General features: G+C 73.2%; 22 protein-coding genes. 11 read left to right on the forward strand and 11 right to left on the reverse strand.

Annotated elements, in window-relative coordinates; translation table 11 throughout:
- Positions 1 to 99 precede the first annotated feature (99 nt).
- Entirely contained in the window at positions 100 to 1,161 is a 1,062-nt protein-coding gene (locus IQ279_RS24950; RefSeq protein WP_206351575.1) for a Ppx/GppA family phosphatase, read from the reverse strand.
- Between the two features lie 155 nt (positions 1,162 to 1,316).
- Here IQ279_RS24950 and IQ279_RS24955 point away from each other — a divergent pair, with 155 nt between their 5' ends.
- The gene (locus IQ279_RS24955; protein WP_206351576.1) at positions 1,317 to 1,733 is read left to right on the forward strand and encodes an ATP-binding protein; all 417 of its coding nucleotides are present in this window, start codon (positions 1,317 to 1,319) and stop codon (positions 1,731 to 1,733) included.
- A gap of 46 nt (positions 1,734 to 1,779) precedes the next feature.
- Here IQ279_RS24955 and IQ279_RS24960 read toward each other — a convergent pair whose 3' ends face one another.
- Positions 1,780 to 3,420: an FAD-dependent oxidoreductase gene (locus tag IQ279_RS24960; RefSeq protein ID WP_206351577.1), complete on the reverse strand. Its 1,641-nt coding sequence runs from the start codon at positions 3,418 to 3,420 to the stop codon at positions 1,780 to 1,782.
- A 218-nt stretch (positions 3,421 to 3,638) separates the two neighbouring features.
- Here IQ279_RS24960 and IQ279_RS24965 point away from each other — a divergent pair, with 218 nt between their 5' ends.
- From IQ279_RS24965 to IQ279_RS24995, 7 genes are all read left to right on the forward strand, one after another.
- Positions 3,639 to 4,778 carry a SchA/CurD-like domain-containing protein gene (locus IQ279_RS24965; RefSeq protein WP_241028709.1) on the forward strand — a complete coding sequence of 380 codons (1,140 nt, stop codon included), beginning with the start codon at positions 3,639 to 3,641 and terminating at the stop codon, positions 4,776 to 4,778.
- 75 nt (positions 4,779 to 4,853) lie between these two features.
- Entirely contained in the window at positions 4,854 to 5,270 is a 417-nt protein-coding gene (locus IQ279_RS24970) for a cupin domain-containing protein (RefSeq protein WP_206351579.1), read from the forward strand.
- Positions 5,267 to 6,535, forward strand: a complete 1,269-nt coding sequence (locus IQ279_RS24975; protein WP_206351580.1) for a beta-ketoacyl-[acyl-carrier-protein] synthase family protein — start codon at positions 5,267 to 5,269, stop codon at positions 6,533 to 6,535. Before IQ279_RS24970 ends, IQ279_RS24975 begins: the two co-directional genes overlap by 4 nt.
- Positions 6,532 to 7,800 (forward strand): ketosynthase chain-length factor, encoded by a 1,269-nt coding sequence (locus IQ279_RS24980; protein WP_206351581.1) that lies wholly within the window; start codon positions 6,532 to 6,534, stop codon positions 7,798 to 7,800. Before IQ279_RS24975 ends, IQ279_RS24980 begins: the two co-directional genes overlap by 4 nt.
- Complete coding sequence (locus IQ279_RS24985) at positions 7,797 to 8,066, forward strand: acyl carrier protein (protein WP_093848769.1); 270 nt, start codon at positions 7,797 to 7,799, stop codon at positions 8,064 to 8,066. Before IQ279_RS24980 ends, IQ279_RS24985 begins: the two co-directional genes overlap by 4 nt.
- 1 nt (position 8,067) lies before the next feature.
- The gene (locus IQ279_RS24990) at positions 8,068 to 8,547 is read left to right on the forward strand and encodes an SRPBCC family protein (RefSeq protein ID WP_206351582.1); all 480 of its coding nucleotides are present in this window, start codon (positions 8,068 to 8,070) and stop codon (positions 8,545 to 8,547) included.
- A 15-nt stretch (positions 8,548 to 8,562) separates the two neighbouring features.
- A complete protein-coding gene (locus IQ279_RS24995) occupies positions 8,563 to 8,907 on the forward strand; it encodes a TcmI family type II polyketide cyclase (protein ID WP_206351583.1) in 345 nt (114 codons plus the stop codon).
- A gap of 410 nt (positions 8,908 to 9,317) precedes the next feature.
- Here the strand turns inward: IQ279_RS24995 and IQ279_RS25000 are convergent, their stop codons facing one another.
- From IQ279_RS25000 to IQ279_RS25010, 3 genes are read right to left on the reverse strand one after another with little or no spacing between them, the layout of a single operon-like run.
- Positions 9,318 to 9,617, reverse strand: a complete 300-nt coding sequence (locus IQ279_RS25000; RefSeq protein ID WP_206351584.1) for a hypothetical protein — start codon at positions 9,615 to 9,617, stop codon at positions 9,318 to 9,320.
- The gene (locus IQ279_RS25005; RefSeq protein WP_206351585.1) at positions 9,614 to 10,231 is read right to left on the reverse strand and encodes a sigma-70 family RNA polymerase sigma factor; all 618 of its coding nucleotides are present in this window, start codon (positions 10,229 to 10,231) and stop codon (positions 9,614 to 9,616) included. The genes IQ279_RS25000 and IQ279_RS25005 overlap by 4 nt, the downstream gene beginning before the upstream one ends.
- Positions 10,228 to 11,784, reverse strand: a complete 1,557-nt coding sequence (locus IQ279_RS25010; protein WP_206351586.1) for a sodium:solute symporter family protein — start codon at positions 11,782 to 11,784, stop codon at positions 10,228 to 10,230. Before IQ279_RS25010 ends, IQ279_RS25005 begins: the two co-directional genes overlap by 4 nt.
- Positions 11,785 to 12,012: 228 nt before the next feature.
- Here IQ279_RS25010 and IQ279_RS25015 point away from each other — a divergent pair, with 228 nt between their 5' ends.
- The 3 genes from IQ279_RS25015 (at position 12,013) to IQ279_RS28285 (ending at position 15,244) form a co-directional block, all read left to right on the forward strand.
- A complete protein-coding gene (locus tag IQ279_RS25015; RefSeq protein WP_206351587.1) occupies positions 12,013 to 14,184 on the forward strand; it encodes a carbon starvation CstA family protein in 2,172 nt (723 codons plus the stop codon).
- Complete coding sequence (locus tag IQ279_RS25020) at positions 14,181 to 14,387, forward strand: YbdD/YjiX family protein (RefSeq protein WP_206351588.1); 207 nt, start codon at positions 14,181 to 14,183, stop codon at positions 14,385 to 14,387. Before IQ279_RS25015 ends, IQ279_RS25020 begins: the two co-directional genes overlap by 4 nt.
- 80 nt (positions 14,388 to 14,467) lie before the next feature.
- Positions 14,468 to 15,244 carry a hypothetical protein gene (locus IQ279_RS28285; protein ID WP_241028710.1) on the forward strand — a complete coding sequence of 259 codons (777 nt, stop codon included), beginning with the start codon at positions 14,468 to 14,470 and terminating at the stop codon, positions 15,242 to 15,244.
- 70 nt (positions 15,245 to 15,314) lie between these two features.
- Here the strand turns inward: IQ279_RS28285 and IQ279_RS25030 are convergent, their stop codons facing one another.
- The 6 genes from IQ279_RS25030 to IQ279_RS25055 all read right to left on the reverse strand — a co-directional run bounded on the left by IQ279_RS25030 (position 15,315) and on the right by IQ279_RS25055 (position 22,349).
- Complete coding sequence (locus tag IQ279_RS25030) at positions 15,315 to 15,737, reverse strand: DUF3662 domain-containing protein (RefSeq protein WP_206351589.1); 423 nt, start codon at positions 15,735 to 15,737, stop codon at positions 15,315 to 15,317.
- Between the two features lie 302 nt (positions 15,738 to 16,039).
- Positions 16,040 to 16,243 carry a hypothetical protein gene (locus tag IQ279_RS25035; protein WP_206351590.1) on the reverse strand — a complete coding sequence of 68 codons (204 nt, stop codon included), beginning with the start codon at positions 16,241 to 16,243 and terminating at the stop codon, positions 16,040 to 16,042.
- A 110-nt stretch (positions 16,244 to 16,353) separates the two neighbouring features.
- On the reverse strand, positions 16,354 to 17,361 hold the full coding sequence (locus IQ279_RS25040) for a magnesium and cobalt transport protein CorA (protein ID WP_206351591.1): 1,008 nt from the start codon (positions 17,359 to 17,361) through the stop codon (positions 16,354 to 16,356).
- A 1-nt stretch (position 17,362) separates the two neighbouring features.
- Positions 17,363 to 19,693, reverse strand: coding sequence for a terpene synthase family protein (locus tag IQ279_RS25045; protein WP_307792529.1), 2,331 nt, complete (start codon positions 19,691 to 19,693; stop codon positions 17,363 to 17,365).
- A 37-nt stretch (positions 19,694 to 19,730) separates the two neighbouring features.
- Positions 19,731 to 21,137: a family 2B encapsulin nanocompartment shell protein gene (locus tag IQ279_RS25050; RefSeq protein ID WP_206351592.1), complete on the reverse strand. Its 1,407-nt coding sequence runs from the start codon at positions 21,135 to 21,137 to the stop codon at positions 19,731 to 19,733.
- Positions 21,138 to 21,443: 306 nt separating this feature from the next.
- The gene (locus IQ279_RS25055) at positions 21,444 to 22,349 is read right to left on the reverse strand and encodes an SCO6745 family protein (RefSeq protein ID WP_206351593.1); all 906 of its coding nucleotides are present in this window, start codon (positions 22,347 to 22,349) and stop codon (positions 21,444 to 21,446) included.
- Between the last annotated feature and the right edge of the window lie 385 nt (positions 22,350 to 22,734).

Below are 22,734 nucleotides of genomic sequence, written 5' to 3' on the forward strand. Positions count from 1 at the left end.
CCCGTGGAGAGCCGGCGAGCCCGGCCCCGGGAACGCGGGCCCTCTCCGGCCCGTACGGCGCCGACCGTCCGCCCGCAGGTCCGGACGGGCACCGGCTCCTCAACCCTCCCGGACCACGACGTCCTTGACGACCCGTTCACCGGGCCGGCCGCGGCGGCCGGACGGGGGCCGGGCCAGGGACGGCGCCGCGCCGGACGGGTCCGTCCGGCGCATGCCGGACGGGGCCTCGTGCCACAGCGGGGCCTGCTCCCGGATCCGCCTGAGCATGACGCCCTCGCGCAGCCCCCACGGGCAGAGCGTGAGGGCCTCTATCTCCATGCACCTCATGGCCGTGTGCGCTATCACGGCCCCGGCCAGGGACTGCCGGGCGCGGGCGGCGGAGATGCCGGGCAGTTCCGCGCGGGCGGCCGCGGGCAGGGAGGCCAGCCGCTCCACGGCCGCCTTGAGGGCCCCGCGCTCGATGCGACGGGTGACGAAGGGGCCCAGCTTGCCCGGAGGCGCCCCGCACAGCCGGGCCAGCTGCTGGAAGGTGCGCGAGACGGCCACGGCGGTACGGGGGCGCTCCCAGTAGATCCGGACCGCCACGTCCCGCAGTTCATGGCGTACGCGGCGTCTGAGCTCCCTGATCGCACCGGCCGGCGGAGGATCCGCCTCCCCGAAGTACTCGCGCGTCATCCGTCCCGCGCCCAGCGGAAGGGAGGCCACGAAGCCGGGCGTCCTGTCCCGGCCGAAGGCCACCTCCAGCGAGCCGCCGCCGATGTCCAGCAGCACCATCGGACCGGCCTGCCAGCCCATCCACTGCCGGGCCGCCAGGAACGACAACTCCCCTTCCGCCACACCCGACATGACGTACAGGGGCACCCCCGCCCCGCTGTGGACGGCCTCCAGCACCTGATGTCGGTTGGGCGCGTCGCGGACGACCGCGGTGGCGAAGGCGAAGGGCTGCTCCACCCCCCAGCGGGCGGACTCCTCCCTCATCTCGGCGACCGCGGTCACCACTGCGTCCACCGCCCGTTCGCCGAGCCGCCCGTCCGGCTCCACGTACTCGGCCAGCCTCAGCCGCCGCTTGGCCGTGTGCACCGGCAGCGGTATGTCACCGCCGCAGTCGGCGACCACCAGCCGCACCGTCTTGGACCCCACGTCCACAACCGCCAAACGCATGGAGGGCTCGTGCCCCCCGGCACCGTGCGGCATGCCATCGCCTCCGGCACACAGGCGCAGACCGGCCATGTCCCGCCGGTGTCCCGCCCGTGCCGTGCCATTGCACCGGCCAGCCGGGGGTAGAAGTCCCGCAGCGAACAGGGAGGTGGGCCGTCGTGTGCGAGTCGTCGCTGCGGGCCGTGGGGTGGGCGCGGTCACTGCCGGTGGCCAGCGGGGTGAAGGCCGCGCGGGAATGGGCGCGCGGCCATCTGGAGTCGCTGGGGTGGACGGAATCGGCCCCGGAGACGGTGGACGCGGTGCTGCTGACCGTCTCGGAGCTGGTGACCAACGCGCACGTCCACGCCCGCAGCACAGCCCAGTTGGTGCTGGCGTGGGACAACCGGTGCCTGCACGTGAGCGTGCGCGACTCCTCGGCCGACCTGCCCGCGCCCCGCTCCCCCAGCACCGAACGGACGTCAGGGCGCGGCATGTTCCTCGTCGACGCCCTGGCCGACGAGTGGGAGGCCCGCCCCTGCACGGGCGGCAAGGCCGTCACCGCCTGCTTCCGTCCGCCCGTCCGGCCCGCGGGGTGACCCCCCGCGGGCCGGACGGGCAAGAGAGCCGCGCTGCCGGGGGCCGTCAGTCCAGCGCCAGCACCGTCGAGACGGCCCCGCGCAGCACCTCGTCCGGGTCGGGTACCGGCCCGGACGAGCGCCACGCCACGAACCCGTCGGGACGCACCAGTACCGCGCCGTCCGGCTCCGTGCCGTGGGCGCGCGCCCAGTCCGCACCGTCCTCGGGGACGAGGTCGGCGTCCGCACCGGTTCCGATCCGGTACGGCGTCAGCGGCACGGACAGCTTCTCGGCGACCCGGCCGGCCGCCTCGTGCCACCCGGCCGCCGAGCCGGCTCCGGTGAGCAGGACCAGGGAGCGCTCGTACAGGTCCAGGGCCGAGATCCGCTCCCCGGCACGGCTGAGCCACATGTGGGGCGCCCGGCTGCCCGGCTCGCCCGTCAGCCGCAGGTCCCCGCTGACGGGCGGCGCGTCGGGGGCAGTACCCACGACGGCGCCGCGCGGGTAGCGGTATCCGACGGCCACGGCGAGGATGCCGCTCTGCGGACCGCGTCCCTGCGCGCCGGGGGCCGGGGTGTAGCCGGGGTGTTTGTGCTCCGCGGAGCGTGCCGAGGCACGGGCGGCGGTGGCCTGCGCGACCGGGCGGCGCTCGGCGTCGTAGGTCTCCAGCAGGGCCGGTCCGGCCCAGCCGCCGAGCACGGCGGCCAGCTTCCACGCCAGGTTGTGCGCGTCCTGGATGCCGGTGTTGGATCCGAAGGCGCCGGTGGGTGACATCTCGTGGGCCGAGTCGCCGGCCAGGAGGACGCGGCCGGCCCCGTACCGCAGGGCCACCCGTTCCGCCGCGTGCCACGGCGCCCTTCCGGTGATCTCCACGTCGATCCCGGACACGCCGACCGCGCGGCGGATGTGCTCGGCGCACCGCTCGTCGGTGAACTCCTCCAGCGTCTCGCCGCTCTCGGGGTGCCAGGGGATGTGGAAGACCCAGTGCTCCCGGTTGTCGACCGGCAGCAGCGCCCCGTCCGCGTCCGGACCGGTGAGGTAGCACATGACGAAGCGCCGGTCGCCCACCACCTCGGCGAGCCCCCGGGAGCGGAAGGTGACGCTCACGTTGTGGAACAGCTCTCCGGGGCCGCTGTGGCCGATGCCGAGGCGCTCGCGCACCGGGCTGCGCGGGCCGTCCGCAGCGACGAGGTAGTCGGCGCGGACGGTGGTGTGCTCCCCGGTCTCCCTGTTCCCGACCACGGCCGTGACCCCATCCGGGTCCGGCTCGAACCTCATCAGCTCGGTGGAGAACCGCAGGTCGCCGCCGAGTTCGCGGGCGCGCTCCAGCAGAACCGGCTCCAGGTCGTTCTGGCTGCACAGGCACCACGCGCTGGGGCTGATGCGGGCGAGCGCGCCGTCCGGGTCGATCTCCTGGAACAGCCACCGGCCCTCGTCCCCGGTCAGCGAGGGGGTCTGGAGAATGCCGTGGTTGCCGGACAGGACCGATGCCGCCTCCTTGATCCCCGCTTCGACGCCCGCCACCCGGAACAGTTCCATCGTCCGTACGTTGTTGCCGCGCCCCCGCGGGTGACTCGAGGTCCCCGCGTGCCGCTCGACGAGCGTGTGCCGCACACCGAGGCGGCCGAGGAACAGTGAGGCGGACAGGCCCACCAGGGAACCACCGACGATGAGGACGGGGGTCCTGTGGTCGGCTTCTTCGTTCATCTCTTTCCTCCAGCACATCGATTCCACGGTTGCGCGCACACACGCGCCCCGGACGGTTATGGATGCCACCGAGACGTCTGTTTCGCCCGCCCTTCACCCGGTTGATTCCGACAGTTTGCGGGACCGGAAAGAGCGTCACATGATCAGTTCTCATGACGACTGACGCCGAGTCAACGCCCTCGGCAGTCCCACCGTTCGCCAGCGGAAAGGTTCACAGGATGACGGTCTCGGGTCGCGCGCCCCAGGTGCCGGACCGTGTCTCCCAGTCGGTGTTCGACGGCTCCCGGCTCCGGGCCGTCCTGCTGGTGGACCTTCAGGAGGGAGCCCAGCAGCGCTTCCTCGACGCCTACGAGCGCATGTGCGCCCAGGTGGCCTCCGTGCCCGGCCACATCAGCGACCAGCTCTGCCAGTCCATCGAGAACCCGTCCCAGTGGCTCATCACCAGCGAGTGGGAGAGCGCACCGCCCTTCCTCGCCTGGGTGAACAGCGAGGAGCACCTGGAGACGGTCAGACCGCTGCGCGCCTGCGTCCGCACCATGCGGCCGCTGCGCTTCGGCATCCTCCGGGAGACCCGCGGCGGCGGGCGCGCCGCGGCCGCTCCGGGCGGGGAGCGGCCGCCCGTCCGCCTGGGCGACGGCACGGTGCACCACGCCCTGACCTACACCGTCCGGCCCGGCAGCGAGTCCAAGGTCGCGGAGATCCTGTCCGGCTTCGCCCCGCCCGACCCCGAGGTGGACGAGGCCACCCGGCTGCTGCGCACCTCGGTGTTCCTGCACGGAGACAGGGTCGTGCAGACCGTCGAGGTGCGAGGCGACCTGTCCGCCGCCCTCGGCCACGCCATCGGCCGGCCCGAGGTCCGCGCGGTCGAGGAGGCCCTCGCCCCCCACCTGGAGCGGGAACGCGACCTCGGCGATCCGCAGTCCGCCCGGGTCTTCCTCACCCGTGCGGCGATGCCGGCGGTGCACCGCACCGCGTCCGGCGGGCCGAAGTCGCCCCGGGCCCGGCGGCACGCCCTGTACTACCCGGCCCGGGAGGGACGCGGCACGGACCTGGCGCGGCTGATCGCCCGCCAGGAGGAGAGCGCCGCGAACGACCCGCACGACCCGGTCCGCGCCGTCACCGTCTTCCAGCGCGACGACATCGTCGTACGGATGGTCGAGGTGGAGGCCGAACCGGACTCCGTTCCCGCCCGGGTCCTCGGCCTCGGCGAACCGGACGCCCTCGCCGAGGCCGCCGGTCTGCTCGACCTCGAAGCGCTCGGCCTCGAGCGTCCCCCGGCCGACGAACGCGGTCTCCTGCGCCTGCTGGCGCACGCCGGCATGCGCCTGGTCACCGACCGGAGAGCACCGCAGTCCTGACCCGCCGGCCACGGCACCGGCCGGTCCCGCCCGCACCCCTCCCGCCCCTTTCCCACTCCCATGGAGCGAACGACCATGACCCAGCAGACCCCCCGCATCGTCGACCTCTCGGAGACCGCGCCCAATCGCAGGCGCGGAGGCGACCTGCGCGCCATGCTCACCCCCACCACCGTCGGCTCCACCAGCGGCTTCATGGGCCTGGCCATCGTGGAGCCCGGCGACCGCATCGGCGAGCACTACCACCCGTACTCCGAGGAGTTCGTCTACGTCGTCAGCGGACGCCTCGAGGTGGACCTGGACGGGGAGCCCCACCCCCTCGCCCCGGACCAGGGCCTGATGATCCCCGCGTACATGCGCCACCGGTTCCGCAACGTCGGCGACACCGAGGCCCGCCTCGTCTTCCACCTGGGTCCGCTGGCCCCCCGCCCGGAGCTCGGGCACGTCGACACCGAGGAGACCGCGGACGCCCAGCCCGCCGGAGCGTCCTCGTGACGCGACGCGTGGCCGTCACCGGTCTGGGCGTGGTGGCACCGGGCGGTATCGGCGCCGGTGCCTTCTGGGACCTGCTGGCGAACGGCCGCACCGCGACCCGGGGCATCACCCTCTTCGACCCGGCGGGCCTGCGTTCACGGATCGCCGCGGAGTGCGATTTCGAACCACTGGCGCACGGCCTGACGGTGCTGCAGACCGAACGCTGCGACCGTTACGTGCAGTTCGCGCTGGTCGCCGCCGCGGAGGCGGTCGGCGACGCCGGTCTGGAGACGGAGCGCGAGGACCCCTGGCGTCTGGGTGTCAGCCTGGGCACCGCGGTCGGCGGCACCACCCGTCTGGAGCACGACTACGTCCTGGTCAGCGAGCACGGCTCGCGCTGGGACGTCGACCACCGGCGGGCCGCCCCGCACCTGCACCGCGCGTTCTCGCCCAGCACTCTCGCCTCGGCGGTCGCGGAGGAGTTCGGCGCCCGCGGCCCGGTGCAGACCATCTCAACCGGCTGCACCTCCGGACTGGACGCCCTCGGCTACGCCTTCCACGCCATCGGGGAGGGCCGCATGGACGTCTGCCTCGCCGGCGCGGCGGACTCCCCGATCTCACCGATCAGCATGGCCTGTTTCGACGCCATCAAGGCCACCTCCCCCAACAACGACGACCCCGCACACGCGTCCCGGCCGTTCGACGCCGACCGCGACGGCTTCGTCATGGGAGAGGGCGGCGCGGTGCTGGTGCTGGAGGAGCTGGAGCACGCCCGGGCCCGCGGCGCGCGCGTGTACTGCGAGATCACCGGCTACGCCACCTACGGAAACGCCTACCACATGACCGGACTGACCAATGAGGGCCTGGAGATGGCGCGGGCGATCGACACCGCCCTGGACCACGCCCGCCTGGACGGCACGGGCATCGACTACGTCAACGCGCACGGCTCGGGCACCCGGCAGAACGACCGTCACGAGACCGCGGCGGTCAAGCGGTCCCTGGGCTCCCACGCCTACGACACGCCCATGAGCTCGATCAAATCCATGGTGGGCCACTCCCTCGGCGCCATCGGCTCCATCGAGGTCGCCGCCTGCGTCCTGGCACTGGACCGCCAGGTGGTGCCGCCCACCGCGAACTACGAGACCCCGGACCCCGAGTGCGACCTGGACTACGTGCCGCGCGCGGCGCGTGAGCGGAGGCTGCGGAACGTGCTGTCGGTGGGCAGCGGCTTCGGCGGCTTCCAGTCCGCGGTGGTGCTGAGCGGTCCGGGCGGGAGGACACCATGAAACCGCCAGGCGCCCGGCGCGCGGTCGTCACCGGCATCGGAGTCGTCTCACCGGGCGGAGTCGGCGCGGAGGCCTTCTGGAAGTCGGCCGCGGAGGGTCACAGCCTCCTGGACCGCGTCTCCCGGGAGGGCTGCGGCCATCTGCCGCTGAAGGTCGCGGGCGAGGTCCGCGGCTTCGACCCGGCCGCCGTGATCGAGGGCAGCCACCTCGTCCAGACCGACCGGTTCACCCACTTCGCCATGGCCGCCACCTCCCTCGCCCTGGAGGACGCCCGGCTCGGCCGCGCCGACATCGGCTCCCCGTACTCGGTGGGCGTGGTCACCGCCGCGGGGTCCGGGGGCGGTGAGTTCGGGCAGCGCGAGCTGCAGAAGCTGTGGGGACAGGGCTCGCGCCACGTCGGCCCGTACCAGTCCATCGCCTGGTTCTACGCGGCCAGCACCGGCCAGATCTCCATCCGCGGCGGTTTCAAGGGGCCCTGCGGTGTGGTGGCCGCCGACGAGTCGGGCGGTCTGGACGCCCTGGCGCACGCCGCCCGCACCGTGGCGCGCGGCACCGACACCGTCGTCGCCGGTGCGGCCGAGGCCCCGCTGGCCCCGTACTCGATGGTCTGCCAGCTGGGCTACCCCGAACTCAGCACCGGAAGCGACCCCGAGCGCGCCTACCGGCCCTTCACCGCCGATGCCCGCGGCTTCGTGCCCGCCGAGGGCGGGGCGATGTTCGTGCTGGAGGAGGAGGGCGCGGCCCTCGACCGCGGGGCCGAGCCCCGCGCCGTGGTGGCCGGCCACGCCGCCACCTTCACCGGGGCGTCCCGCTGGGAGTGCTCCCGAGCGGGGCTGGCGCGGGCGATCGGTGCCGCGCTGGCGGAGGCGGGTTGCTCGCCCGAGGAGGTCGACGTCGTGTTCGCCGACGCCCTCGGTACGGCGGAGGCCGACCGGGCCGAGGCGCTGGCGATCACCGACGCCCTGGGCCCGCACGGCCGGCGCGTGCCCGTCACCGCTCCGAAGACGGGGACCGGCCGCGCCTACTGCGGGGCGCCCGTGCTGGACGCCGCGGCGGCCGTGCTCGCCATGGAGCACGGCCTGGTACCCCCCACACCCAACGTCTTCGACGTCTGCCACGACCTGGACCTGGTGACCGGCCGGGCGCGCTCCGCGAAGCTGCGCACCGCCCTGGTCCTCAGCCGGGGACTGATGGGCTCGAACGCGGCGCTCGTGCTGCGGCGCGGCGCCGAACCTCCCACCGACCGAAGGAGTGCATCCGCATGACCGACCAGATGACGGGCCAGGTGACCGTCGAGGAACTGGCCGCGCTGATGAAGCAGACGGCGGGCGTCGCCGTGGATCCCGGTGACCTGCGGCAGCGGGCCGGCTCCGGTTTCGACGCCTTCGGCCTCGACTCGCTCGGGCTGCTGGGCGTCGTGGGCGAACTGGAGAAGCGCTACGGCCGGGACATGCCGGAGCGGGCCGAGCAGTGCAGGACTCCCCGCGAGTTCCTCGACTTCGTCAACGGCGTTCTGACAGCGGAGGCATGAGATGGCCGGGCACACCGAGAACGAGATCGTCATCGACGCGCCCCTGGACCTCGTCTGGGAGATGACCAACGACATCGAGAACTGGCCGCGGCTGTTCAGCGAGTACGCCTCCGTGGAGATCCTCTCGCGCGACGGCGACACCACCACCTTCCGCCTGACGATGCACCCCGACGAGAACGGCACGGTGTGGAGCTGGGTGTCACAGCGGACCGCCGACCGCGACGCCCTGACCGTACGGGCCCACCGCGTGGAGACGGGCCCCTTCCAGTACATGGACATCCGCTGGGAGTACGCGCAGACCTCCGGGGGAGTCAGGATGCGCTGGACGCAGGACTTCGCGATGAAGCCGGACGCACCGGTCGACGACACGTGGATGACGCGGAACATCAACCGCAACTCCCGCGTCCAGATGGCCCTGATCCGGGACCGGATCGAGCAGCGCGCCCGGCGGGCCGGCGAGCCCGCGGCGATGGCCGACTGAGAAGGGATCCTTTCCGTGCACCACACCCTGATCGTCGCCCGGATGGAACCGGGGGCGGCGCCGGACATCGCGAAGGTGTTCGCCGAGTCCGACCGCGGCGAACTGCCGCATCTGGTGGGCGTCGCCCGGCGCAGCCTCTTCCAGTTCGGCGACGTGTACATGCACCTCATCGAGAGCGAGCGGGATCCCGGACCGGCCATCGCCCGGGCCGTGGACCATCCGGAGTTCCGCTCCGTCAGCGAGCGGCTGACGGCGTACGTCCGGCCGTACGACCCCCAGACCTGGCGCGGCCCGAAGGACGCCATGGCGCGGTGCTTCTACCGCTGGGAGCGCGAGGGCGCGACCGTGCCGCCGCGCTGACGGGCCCGCCCTGCCGCAGGGGCCGGCACGACCGGGCGGGGAGGGGCCGGCGGAACCGTTCTCCGTCCGCCCGGTCGTGCCGTCTCCGCACTCCTTCGGATGCACCGTCCCCGGAGACGGGCCGGCCCGCGCCGCCGGGGCGTGACGGCCCGGTGCCGCCGCCCGTTGCGGGCCGGCCGGGGGCGGTGACGGACGCGGCGGGGGCCGGCCCGTGCGCCGGCCCCCGCCGCGTACCGGTCCCGTCACGTCCGGGCGGGGAGGGGCACCGGACGACGGTCCTCGATCCGCCGCACCTCCTTTCCGGGGGCGTCCCGGCCACGCGCCGTGGGGAGGTGCGGCGGTCGGTACGGAGCCGGACGGCGCCGAAGGGGGCGGGAAGGGCACGGGCGGACGGGCAGGCCCGCGCCCTCTCACCGGCCGGCCGCGGCCGGCCGTCCCCCGCCGCGGCCGTCGCCGAAGACCGTTCCGCGCTCGGTGGGCGCCTGGTTGAGTACCCATAGGCCGATCAGGGTGGCGAGTGCGAACACGACGGTCACCAGGACCGCCAGCACCAGCCGGCGTCTGCGCTCCCTGCGCAGCCAGCCGCCGCGGGCGGTGCGGTAGGCGTCGGGGGCCGCGTGGACGCCCCCCGCCAGGGCCTCCAGGGCCTCTTGGAGTCTTTCCTCCGTGCCGGGGGCGCCCGGGGCGGCGGGCGTGCGGGGGGTGTTCATCTCCGGGCCTCCATCGCCTGGGTCAGGGCCGCGATGCCGCGCGAGGTGTGGGTCTTGACCGAACCGGCCGATATCCCCATGGCCGCGGCGATCTCGCTCTCCTTCAGTCCCAGCCAGTGACGCAGGACGAGGGCTTCGCGCTGCCGGGTGGGAAGCCGCTGGAGCGCGTCGATCAGCACCCGCTGGTCGTCGCGGAGGAGTGCCGAGTTCTCGGCGGAGGCGACCGGCTCGGACGGCGGCGGCTCCATGTGCTTGCGGGCCACCTGGAGGTGGCGTATGCGCATCCGGGTCAGATTGCAGACCACGGACCGCAGGTAGGCCTCCGCGGAACCGGGCTCGCGCAGCTTCCTCCACTTCCGGTAGATCTGATAGTAGGCCTCGGCCACGATGTTCTCGGGGTCGTCGGCGCCGAGCAGTGTGGCCAGCCTCAGCATCGGTGTGTAGTGCAGGCTGAACAGGCGGGCCACCTCCGCCTCGCGCTCGGGTTCCAGCCTCTCGGCGGCCACCCGCGGCGGCGCCGCCGGCGCGGGCGGCACCGGGCCGCGCTCGGCCGGGGCGGGTGGCAGGACGGCGGCGCGGGCGGCCCTGCCGAACCGGCCGCGGGTGGGTCTCATGGTGTGCTCGCTCCCGTCTCGGGACGGCGTCTGAGGATGATACGGGGCGGGAGGGTGGTGGCGTCCGGACCGCGGGGAACCCCGGCACGGTCGAGGGCGAACGTGGCGGCCACCGCGACGGCCAGGTTCGGCAGCAGGGCGGCGAGGCCGGCGTAGACCTCCGGGCCGGACGGCCAGAAGGGCACCACCGGGGAGAACCCCTCCCGTACGACCATGAAGGTGCCGACCGCCATTCCGGCGGCCCAGCCGGCGAGCAGCGCGCGGTGGTGCAGGCGGCGGGTGAAAAGCCCCGCCGCAACCGCGGGAAGGGTCTGCAGGATCCATACGCCGCCGAGCAGTTGCAGGTTCACGGCGTCCTGGTCACGCAGGCCGAGTACGAAGGCGATCGCCCCGGCCTTGGCGGCGAGCGATACCGCCTTGGCGACCCTGACCTGGTGCTTGGGGGTGGCCGTGGGGTGGAAGTACTCGACGTACACGTTCCGCACGAACGAGGTCGCCGCCGCGATCGACATCACGGCGGCGGGCACCATCGCGCCCACCGCCAGTGCCCCGAAGACCAGTCCGGCCTGCGGCCCCGGCATCAGCCGGTCGACCAGCATGGGCACCGCGGCCTCCGCGCCTCCGTGCGGGGTGCGCACCCCGTGGGCCAGGGCGGCGATGCCCAGCAGCCCGAACAGTCCGAGCACCGCCGTCCACAGCGGCAGGGCGGAGGAGACCCGGCGCAGCACCCCCGTGCCGGAGGCGGCGAATCCCGCGGTGAGCACGTGCGGATACATCAGCAGGGCGAGTGCCGAGCCCAGCGCGAGGGTGGCGAAGGCCGACCGCTGGCCGGGGGCGAGGACGAGCGGCGCCCCCTCCGCGCCCCGCTCGGCAAGCGTGCTCCCGGCCGCGGCGAACATGGCGCCGGGGCCGCCCAGGTGCTCCAGGGCCAGCCAGACGGTGGCCAGGACCGAGCCGAAGACGGCCACGCCCTTGAGGGCGGATATGACGGTGGGAGCCCTCAGCCCGTGCCGGTAGGTGGCCACCGCCAGCCCGGCGAACAGCGCGGCCGTCGCCAGGTCCCCGGTGACCGCGTCCGGGTACAGACCGCCCGCGGTGAGCACCGCGCGAATCCCCAGCAGTTGGAGGGCCAGGTAGGGCATGGTCGCGAGGATGCCGGTGAGGGCGACCACCAGCGCCAGCGGCGGCGAGCCGTAGCGCCCGCGGACGAAGTCGGCGACGGTGACGTAGCCGTGGCGACGGGCCACGGACCACAGCCGGGGCAGCAGGGCGAACGCCAGAGGGCAGACGATCACGGTGTAGGGGAGGGCGAAGAAGGCGGTGGCCCCGTTGCCGTAGGCCAGCCCGGGCACGGCGGTGAAGGTGTAGGCGGTGAACACCGTGCCGCCGAGCAGCAGCCAGGCCCACACGGTGCCCAGGCTCCGGTCCGCCAGCGCCCAGCCCTCCAGCGACGGCAGGCGGTCGCGGGCGTGGAGGCGGCGGGCGGTGGCCGCCAGTAGCGACGCTCCGCCGATGACGGCGAGGAACGCCGTGGCCATGGCGCCGTCGGCCATCCATCACCGTCCTCGGGGTGCGCGGGTACCTCGCCCGCCGGTTGCCGGCCCACTGCCTTCCGCCGGCGAGGAGACCAGGGAAATCCGCCGTAAACCCGTTGTCAACCCGATCGCGGCGACCGGCAACTCTTGCACAGACCACAGGAGCCGTCCGGCCCCGCGGCCTGTGGCCTTGACACCGCTGTCCACCGGGGCCACGAGCCAGTGACGACCCGGCAAGGAGCCGCCATGACCGCACCCACAGCACCCTCCGCACCGACCGAACCACCGAGGAGCAGGCCGAGATCGGTTCTGCTGTGGACCGCCGTCGCCCTCCTCGGCGCGGTCGGCTGGGGCATGCTGGCCCTGGCCCGGGGAGAGGAGGTCTCCGCGATCTGGCTGGTGGTGGCCGCCCTGGGCTCGTACGCCATCGCCTACCGCTTCTACGCCCGCTTCATCGCCCGGCGCGTCCTGCGGCCCGACGACAGCCGTGCCACCCCGGCAGAGCGGCTGGAGGACGGCGTCGACTACCACCCCACCGACCGCCGTGTGCTGTTCGGCCACCACTTCGCCGCCATCGCGGGGGCCGGGCCGCTGGTCGGTCCGGTGCTGGCGGCCCAGATGGGCTATCTGCCGAGCACCATCTGGATCGTCGTCGGCGTGATCTTCGCCGGGGCGGTCCAGGACATGATGATCCTGTTCTTCTCCATGCGCCGGGACGGCAAGAGTCTGGGACAGATGGCGCGTGACGAGATCGGCAGGGTGGGCGGTGCCGCGGCGCTCATCGGCGTCTTCGCCATCATGGTCATCCTGCTGGCGGTGCTCGCGCTGGTCGTGGTCAACGCGCTGGCCCACTCCCCCTGGGGCACCTTCTCGGTCGCCATGACCATCCCCATCGCCCTGTTCATGGGCTTCTACCTGCGCTACCTGCGGCCGGGCCGGGTCGTGGAGACCAGCGTCATCGGTGTGGCCCTGCTGCTGCTGGCGATCCTCGGCGGCGGCTGGATCCAGGACTCCTCGCTGGCCGACGCCTTCGTCTGGAGCCCCACGACCCTGGTGTTCTGCCTGATCGGCTACGGCTTCGTCGCCTCCGTGCTGCCGGTGTGGATGCTGCTGGCCCCCCGCGACTACCTGTCCACCTTCATGAAGGTTGGGACCATCGTGCTGCTGGCGGTCGGTGTGGTGATCGCCGCACCGACGCTGAGGACCGACGCGGTGACCCCCTTCGCCTCCTCGGGCGACGGCCCGGTCTTCGCCGGGGCGCTGTTCCCCTTCCTGTTCATCACCATCGCCTGCGGCGCACTGTCCGGCTTCCACGCGCTGGTGTCCTCCGGCACCACGCCGAAGCTGATCCAGAAGGAGTCGCAGGTCAGGATGATCGGCTACGGCTCCATGCTGATGGAGTCCTTCGTGGCCGTCATGGCGCTGGTCGCGGCCTGTGTCATCGACCCGGGCCTGTACTACGCGATGAACGCCCCGGCGGGCATGCTGGGCACCACCGTGGAGAGCGCCTCGCGGGCGGTGGCGGATCTGGGCTTCAGCATCACCCCCGACCAGCTGGCCGCGGCGGCCAGGGCCGTCGAGGAGGAGACCCTGATCGCGCGCACCGGCGGCGCGCCCACCCTGGCGGTCGGCATGGCGGAGATCTTCTCCCAGGTGTTCGGCGGCGCCGGGATGAAGGCCTTCTGGTACCACTTCGCGATCATGTTCGAGGCACTGTTCATCCTCACCACGGTGGACGCGGGCACCCGGGTCGGCCGCTTCATGCTCCAGGACATGCTGGGCAACGTCTGGAAGCCCATCGGCCGGGTCACCTGGAAGCCGGGCATCTGGATCACCAGCGCCCTCGTCGTCGGCGCCTGGGGCTACTTCCTCTACGTCGGCGTCACCGACCCGCTCGGCGGGATCAACCAGCTCTTCCCGCTGTTCGGCATCGCCAACCAGCTGCTCGCCGCGATCGCCCTCACCATCGCCACCACTCTGCTGGTCAAGGCCGGGAAACTGCGCTGGGCCTGGGTGCCGGGCCTTCCGCTGGCATGGGACGTGGCGGTCACCTTCACCGCCGGCTGGCAGAAGATCTTCTCCGACGATCCCAAGGTGGGCTTCTTCGCCAACCGCGAGCGCTTCGTGGACGCCATCGAAGCCGGCCAGGTGCTGGCCCCGGCCAAGAACATGGACGAGATGCACACGGTGGTGCTCAACCAGACCGTCGACGGCGTGATCATGGCCCTGTTCCTGCTGGTGGTCGCCACGGTGATCGCCAACGCGGCCGTGGTGTGCGTACGCGCCGTGCGGTCCGCCGAGCCGCTGCCGACCACCGAGGCGCCCTACGTGGAGTCCCGGATCGAGGTCCCGGCCTCGTGGCCGTCGGACGGCGGGAGGGAGAAGGGCAGGGAGCCGGTGGGGGTGGGCGAACGATGACGGCCGCACTGCTCGACAGGGCGGCCCGGCTGCTGCGGGGGGTGCGCTGGTATCTGCGCGAGTTCTCCGGTGAGGCGGACTACGAGCGCTTCCGCCTCAGGCACCTGCGCGAGCACCCGGACGAGCCCGTCCCCTCCTGGCGCGAATACGAAAGGCGGCGTGCCCGGCACCGGGAGGAGCACCCGCAGAGCCGCTGCTGCTGACCCCCTCGGGGAGGTCATCCGCCGGCGTCGGCGGATGACCTCCCCGGCCTCCCCGGCCTCCCGCCCGGATACTGGTCCCCATGGGCTCAACCGCAACGGGCGGCAAGCCCGTGGGGAGGTGTGCGGTGCCGCGGCGGCCTACGGCGAAGTCCCTCACCCCCGCCCAGCGGCGGGCGGTCCTGGCGTCCGACCCCGCGACGGGGGAGCTGGCGGGGAGCCCGGCGACGGGTGCCGCGCTGCGGGACAGGGGCCTGGCCGTGGCGTACGGCGCGGCGGGCAGGTACTACCTGACCGAGGCGGGGCGGGCGGTGCGCGAGGGACTGTACGAGGAGTCGCGCCGGGGGCCGGTTCCGGCCGCGTCCGGTCCCCCGGCCGCTCCCGCCGGGCAGGACGGGGCGGGGGGTTCCGGTGCGTTCGCCGCGGCGACCGGTGACGGGCCGCCGCGGGAAGAGGGCTCCGGGCGGCGCGCCGCCGTGGCCCGCGCCTGGGCCGGGGTGCTGGAGATACGCCGTGTCACGGACGGCTCCGCCGGCACCGGTCCGGGTGTCCCGGCGCCCTGGGAACGGACGCGGATGGTCTGGGCGGTGTCCCTGGCCCTGGAGGCCGCGGGCGTACCGCCGTCGGCGGTGGACGCGGGCGGACGCCGGGTCGGGGCGGGATACCGCGTCCTCGAATCCGGCGAGCCGGGCACGGTACGTGTGGAATGGCGGGGCCCCACCGCCTCCACCGGACGCGAGCGGGCCGAACGGGAACTGAGGGCGTGTGCGGAGCGTCTGACCGGGTGCGGCTGGGAGGCGTTGCTCTACTGGGGAGCTCGCCGCACCCCTTTCCTGCTGGTCACGCCCGGCGGGCTGTGAGGGCCCGGGCGACGCGCCGGCCTTCCGGATCCGCGGAGGTGCCGTGCCGGAAGCCGTGCCGGGGACGCGGTCAGCGCGACGGGGCGGAGACCGGCTCCCCCTGCCCGGCGAACGCGTCGGCGCGGACGTTGGGCGTGGGGCTGCCGGTCACCCGGTAGCGGCCGTTGGGCAGGTCGTCGCAGACGGTGACGCGTACGGTGAGCGGACCGGCCCACTCGTAGCCCTTACGCTCCCCGTGGCGCGCCAGGCTGTCCGCCAGGAGCTGGCCTATCTGGCCGCCGCGCCGCGCCAGTTTCCCGTGCACCGAGGCGGAGAGCTCGACCTCGTAGGCGTTGGGAACCACCACACGGCTGTGGCTGCACACCACGGCGTGGTCGTCGCACTCGCGCCGCAGGGCGCCGAGGAGCTCGACCGGTTCCCTGCGGAGCATCCTGGCCAGCGGCGAGTGCTCCCAGCTCTCGACCTTGCGTTCCCATCGGTTCAGAGTTCCCATGACAGACCGCGTGCCCGGGGCGGATCGCCGCATGCGCGCCCGAATGGCCGGATCCTTACGGTTTCGCGCCTTCGCGCGGATGCCGCCCGCACACACGGTGGCCGGCGCCACCGACCCGCGGTGGCCGCACGGGCAGGCCCGGGAACGGGGATCAGGGGCGGGCCGCGGAACGGGACAAGGCCGCCGCTTCCCGTGAAGCGGCGGCCTTGTCCCGGCACGGATCACCCGGCGGTTCGGCCGGCCGGCTCGCGCCGGTACCGGGGCGGGGCCCTGCGGAGTTCCCGTCCCGCGGTGGCCGCGTCTCACGCGGCGCGCTCGTCCTCGCGCGGGGCGGCGGACCGCGACGGCCCGCCCGCCGGCAGGTCCGGCACGGCCCGCAGGTGGCGTTCGCGCGGGGCCTTGGCGGGCTCCGGGCCGGCCTCGCCCAGCATGCGTTCCTCGTACCGCCCGAGGGCGAGCATCACGCACAGCAGCAGGGGAGGTATCACGAAGGCGGTGACAGCCACGGGGACTCCTTGGGAAAGGAAGGGGTCGACCCTTTCCGCGTTGCCTCCCTCACCGGACGGAAACCCCCGTAAGATCCCTTTCGGGTCATTCGGACGGCCCGTGCCGGCCGTCACAGCCATCCGTTGCGGCGGAAGGCCCGGTACAGGAAGCCGGAGGAGGCGGCCATCGCGGTCACGGCCAGCGGGTAGCCGAAGTCCCAGCGCAGTTCGGGCATGTGCTCGAAGTTCATTCCGTACAGGCCCGCGACCATGGTGGGGATCGCGAGGATCGCCGCCCATGCCGAGATGCGGCGCATGTCGTCGTTCTGCCAGGTGCCCACCCTGGCCAGGTGGGCGTCGAGCGCGGAGTTGAGCAGCTCGTCCAGGGACCGGACCTCGGTGTCGGTACGGTCCAGGTGGTCGGCCACGTCCCGGAAGTAGGGCAGCGCCTCCTGCGGCCACCGTGACCCGGACTCTGCGGCGAACTCCCGCGCCACCGGGACCAGGGGGCGGACGGCGTCGCGGAACTCCAGGACCTCACGCTTGAGCGAGTAGATCTCCTCGGTGAGGTCGTCTCGGGACGGGGAGAAGACGCAGCGCTCCAGCCGGGTGAGGTCGGTGCGCACCTTCTCGGCGGCATCGCCGTAGGCGTCCACCACCACGTCCAGGGCGGCGTGCAGGACCGAGACGGGGCCGAACCGCAGCATCGCCGGGTCGGCGGCCAGCCGGCGGGCGGCCTCGGCGGCCGGATCGGCCGGCCCGTGGCGGACGGTCATCACGAAGCGGGGGCCGAGGAAGACCATCACCTCGCCCGTCTCCACCTCTCCCGCCTCAGCGCCCGGCCCCTTCCCGACATACCACAGCGTCCTCAGCGCCACCGCGTGCACATCGTCGTACCGCTCGTGCTTGGGGCGCTGGCGCGCGTGGACCGCGTCCTCGGCCGCCAGCGGGTGCAGCCCCAGCTCGGCGGTCAGCTCGGCCACCTCCCGCCCGGTGGGGGAGTCCAGGCGCACCCAGCCGAACTCCCCCTCGCCCAGATCGCGCAGGTGCTTGAGCACCTTCCGCCCCGCCTCGTCGGGCCGCTCGCAGCCGACCTGCCGGGCCGTGCCGTCCTCTTCCCGGTAAATCACGCACTCCATGTCACACGGATGCTTCGCCTGTCCCGTTCCATGCGTGACCGCCCCATGGCTCCGGTACCCGCACCGCCCCGCGGGCGCTGCCGAACGCCGCCGCGATGCGGGCGGCCGAGGTGCCCGGGCCGGTGGGACCGAGAGGGAGGCGCGGCGGCCCTCCCACCGGACGGCGCAGCTCGGACTCCGTGTAGCGTCGGCATCCCTGGTGCCAGACGAGGATGCCGGCCATCCAGTGCTGGAGCTCCCGCGCGTAACCGGTGAGCGTGGCGCGGACCTCGGAGTCGAGGGCGAGGTCCTCGAACATCCGGGGCAGCTCGGTGGAGACGACGCGCTCGAACTCGCGCATCCGGGAATCGGCCAGATCCCCGACGATCCTCAGGGCCTCGGCCGTGCCGCAGTCGAGGAAGTTCCGTACGACGAACACGCAGTTGTGGATCTCACCCTCGAACTCGATCTCCTTGCGGTAGGAGAAGAGGTCGTTGAGCAGGCCCGCGTAGTCCCCCGCCGCGTGCTCCATCGCCATGACCGGACGGGCCCGGTAGATCTCGGCCGGCACCGTCCTGCCGTGGGAGAGCCTGGACAGGCTCATCGTGAACTCCGCGCCGAACGTCTTCCTGCGCATCTCGACATAGTCGACCGGGTCCGGGACGCGGTGCGCCGCCTGGTTGGCGAGCTCCCACAGCCAGCTGCCGGTCATCTCCTCGATGGTGCCGCGGAAGGCGCGGCGGGCGTCCACCGCCATCGGGCCCGTCGTGCGGGCCCACAGGTCGGCCAGGCCCCGTTCCAGCGCGTTCGACGGCGCCGGGACGTCACCGGAGTCCACCGGCATGAAGGACGACAGGCGCGCGGTGCACACCTTGGCGCCCGCCATGTCGCCGGTGCGTCCGAAGACGACCGGGTAGTAGTCGTCGCCGTAGGTGCCCCAGGTGAGCCAGCCCGTGGTCAGGTCCAGTTGCGCGGGCGAGGCGTCGGGGTGGATCCCGGCCGAGCAGAGGGCGAAATCGAAGGCCCGCAGGCTGTGCTCGTCCCAGATGCCGGAGAAGGGGACACCCGGCACCGCGTCCAGCATCCCCATCCGGTGCGCCCAGTCCACGACGTTCTCGCGGGAGGCGTCCAGGTGCGGGCTGAGCCGGGTGGTGTACGGCATGCGCAGCTTCGGGAGGCACACCGGCCCGACCCTCTCGTACGGGGGGTGCGCATGGCTCCTGAGCCTGGTCGGCAGGGTCGACGCCACCGAGGCCGCGATGCGGGCGGCCGAGGTGCCCGGGCCGGTGGGACCGAGGGGGAGGCCCGCCCCGCCCGGCAGGGGGGCGCCGCGCCCACCGGCCGGGCCGTCGTTCATGTAGCGACTGGAGCGCATGTGCCACTCGTGGCCGCCGGCCTGCCAGTCCTGGAGGCCCTTGGCGTACGCGAGCACGTCGGCGCAGGACGTGTGGTCCAGGCCGTGTTCGGCGAACAGCGGCGGCAGTTCGGTGAGAACCGTGTGCTCGAACTGGTGGAGCCGGGAGGTGATCAGGTCGTTGACGGCGTCGGCGGCCTGCTGGGTGCCGACGCCGAGGAACGTCTCGAAGACCAGGACGCCGTTGGAGAGTTCGCCCTCCTCCTCGACCTCACGCTGGTAGGAGAAGAGGTCGTTGCGCAAGTGCACCGCGTCCGAGAAGGCGTCCCTGAGCACCCGGAGCGGGCGGCTCTCCGCGACCGCCCCGGGCACCTCGGCTCCCGCCGCGAACTCCACCAGACCCGCCGACCAGGGAGCGCCGCCGACCTTGCGGCGCATCTCGATGTACTCCAGGGGGTTGGCGATCCGCCCCTCGCTGATGTTGGCCAGCTCCCACATGCTCTCCTCGAGCAGATGGCGGGTGGCCTGCGCGAACCGGTGGCGCCAGCCGTCCGACATGGCCGGGACCGTACGGGTCCACAGGTCGGCCAGGCCCCGCTCCACCGCGTTCTCCGGCGTGCCGGGGGCGTCGGCGCCCCGGGCCGTTCCGCCGGGGTCGGCCGGCATGAAGGCCCGCAGCCTCTCCAGGTACTCGCCGGCACCCGCGATGTCCCGGTCGCGTTTGAATCTCTCCAGGAAGTGGTCGTCGAAGAAGAACACCCACACGTACCAGTCGGTCACCGTGGCCAGCCGGTCGGCGGACGCGTCCGGGTGGGTGTAGGCGCACAGCAGGGCGTAGTCGTGGGAGTCGTAGTCGTCCTCGTCCCAGATCCCGGAGCCCTCGATCATCCCCATCCGCCGGGCCCACTGCTTGGAGTGCGCCCTGGCCGGCTCCAGGTGGGGGTTCAGCCGCGCCGGATACGGCTCGTAGAAGTCCGGCAGTTCGAAGGGCCGCGACACGCGCGCCTCACTCTCCTCTTGTCGTCCCGACCGCCCATCACTCCCCTTCGCGGGCGATCTCGACGTTCTCCAGGACGCCGAGCGCGTCGGGCACAAGCACCGCGGCGGAGTAGTAGGCCGTGACGAGGTAGGAGATGATCGCCTTCTCGTCGATGCCCATGAACCTCACCGACAGGCCGGGCTCGTACTCGTCGGGGATACCGGTCTGGTGCAGGCCGATGACGCCCTGGTCGTCCTCTCCCGTACGCATGACGATGACGGAGCTGGTGCGCTCCCTGGTGATGGGGATCTTGTTGCACGGCAGGATCGGCACGCCCCGCCAGGCCGGGACGTGGTTGCCCATCAGGTCGACGTGGTCGGGGTAGAGGCCGCGGGCGTTCATCTCGCGGCCGATGGCGGCGATGGTGCGCGGGTGGGCCAGAAGGAATTTCGAGCCACGGCGACGGCTGAGCAGTTCGTCCAGGTCGTCCGGGGTCGGCGGTCCGGAGTGGGTCTGGATCCGCTGGCTGTACTCGGCATTGTGCAGCAGGCCGAACTCGGGGTTGTTGATCAGCTCGTGCTCCTGGCGCTCGCGCAGGGCCTCGACGGTGAGCCGCAACTGCTGCTCGGTCTGGTTCATCGGCTTGTTGTAGAGGTCCGCCACGCGGGTGTGGACCCGCAGCACGGTCTGGGCGACGCTGAGTTCGTACTCGCGCGGACGGAGCTCATAGTCCACGAACGTGCCGGGCAGTTCGGGCTCTCCGCTGTGGCCGGACGCCACCGCGATCTCGGCCTCGCCCCGTTCGTTCTGCCGCTGCCGGGGAAGGGCGGCGAACTGCGCGACATGGTCCCGCAGAGCGGGCGAGCTCTCCATGACGGAGGTGAACTCCCGCCGCTGGAGGGCGAGGAGAGTGCCGCCGGTGACGGCCTTGGCGGTGTACTCCCAGACCGCCTCGCCGTCGAGCAGACTCTGCTCGCCGAAGCGGTCCCCGTCGCCGAGCACGCCCAGACGGGTGGGCTCGCCGTACGGGCCGCTGCCGGTCTTCTGCACCTTGCCGTGCGCGATCAGATAGATGTGGTCGGCCGCGCCGCCCTCCTCCGCGAGCACCTCGCCCGCCTCGAAGTCGCGCTGGACGAAGCGGTTGGCCAGGGCCGTCAGCACGCCCACGTCCTCGAAGCCGCGCAGTACCGCGAGTTCGCCCAGCTCCCGCGGGATGACCTGGACGCGTGAGCCGGTCTTCACGAACTCGATCCGGCCGTCACCGACCGTGTAGGTCAGACGGCGGTTGACACGGTAGACACCGCCCTCGGTCTGCACCCAGGGGAGCACCTTGAGCAGCCAGCGTGAGGTGATGCCCTGCATCTGGGGTACGGACTTGGTGGTGGTGGCGAGGTTCCGCGCGGCGGCGGTGCCGAGGCTGAGGCTCTGGTCCTGCTGCGCTTCACCGGCTGCTTCTACCGACATCGGCCGTGTCTCCTTCGGGTGGACGTGCGCGGGTGGGACATACGGCGAGGGCCCGGCTCCGGGCGTGGGGTCCTCGGCGGTCGAGCAGCACGCTAGGCGGGCGCCGCGGGCGAGGGCCATGGTGATCCAATTCTTCTCACACCATCGGGTGCTCTTGATCGTCAGATGTTTATCGATCTTGGCTCCGAGGCAGCGGTCTCGCTTCAGCCAGGCTCCCGGCCCGTTCCCGGGGCCCTACGCCACGACAGGCGGTACACCACCGGTCTTCGTGCGCCCGGACGGGGACCGGGGTCGGGGCCGCGCGCGCTAAGCGCTCCGGCCGCTTCCGGGCGTTCCGGGGCCGGACGTGTCCGCCGTCTCCCCCGCCGGCGCCGGCAGCCCCATCGGGTTGGGGAACCGCAGCGCCGCGGCGCTCGCGCGGGCCATGGGGCCGAGCAGCCGGCGCAGCCGGTCCCCCGTCGCCTCGTCCAGTCCCTGCCAGGGACGTGCGGCGGCACGGTCGGTCGCCTCCTCGACGGCACGGTGGACCAGCCGGCCCTCGGGTGTCGCCCTGCCGCCGGGCCCCAGCAGGCCGCGGGCGGCCAGCCGCCGTTCCGCGGCCCGCCACTCTTCGTCGCTCCAGCCCCGGTGGGGCTGGAGTTCGCCGCGGGGAAGGTCGATGCCCGCCCGCAGGACGAGGGTCTCGCAGCCGTCGAATCCCGCGGCGACCAGGGCCGCGACATGGCCGTCGCCTCGGTGTTCGCGCAGTACGGTCGCCGCGTGCCACAGGCGCTCCACCGGGTCCGGAGGAACGGGCAGCGCCCGGTTGGCCGCGGCCAGCACTCGCCCGGCGCAGTCCAGCTCCCGGAGCACGGGCAGCAGGAGACCGGCCGCCTCCTCCACCTCGCGGCCGTACCCGGACAGCAGGCGCCGCAGCGCCGCGCCCGCCCCGGTGCGCCGCGCGTCGAGGGCCCGCTCGGGCGTCACCGCCGCCCAGAGGCCGGGCAGGGCCCGGGCGACCATGGCCGGGGAGAAGCCGAAGAACGCGGCCGTGACCGGTTCCGGTCCGGTCTCCCCCAGCGGCGCGGCGCGCCCGGCGAAGTAACCGCGCCAGAAGCCGCGCAGCCCCGCGTCCTCGAACGCCTCCCGGGCCTCCGGCGCGAAGTAGGTCACCGCGTGGAGCGGTTCGAGCAGGGCCCACAGCTCGCGTGCGGTGTGCGACGGGTCCTCCACATCCTCTCCTCCTCCCCTTCTCCTCGACGGCTCACCGGCTGTCCCTTCCCGCCCGGCGGACGGTTCACCCGTTACCGGAGTGTCCCGTTCCGCCTTGTCCGGCGGGGATCCTGAGCCGATGTCACGGTTGCCCGCCATGGGCACCGCGCCTCCGGAAGAACGACCGCACTCGCGTGATCGAACGTCTGGTCAGGTCACGTGATCGTGGCTACGCTCCTGCGTGGTCACCGGCTCCCCGGCGACCGCGGCGGCCCTGTGTCCTGCTCGGGCGCCGCACCCGAGCACGTACCCGAACACCTGAACACCTGCGAGGAAGAGGAATCGGCGGGCGACCGACCGTCCCCGGTTCAACGCGCGTCGACCGGCGTCGTCACCCGACGGTCCG

Origin of the sequence: Streptomyces verrucosisporus, assembly GCF_017114865.1 — a bacterium.
GTDB lineage: Bacteria > Actinomycetota > Actinomycetes > Streptomycetales > Streptomycetaceae > Streptomyces > Streptomyces fenghuangensis.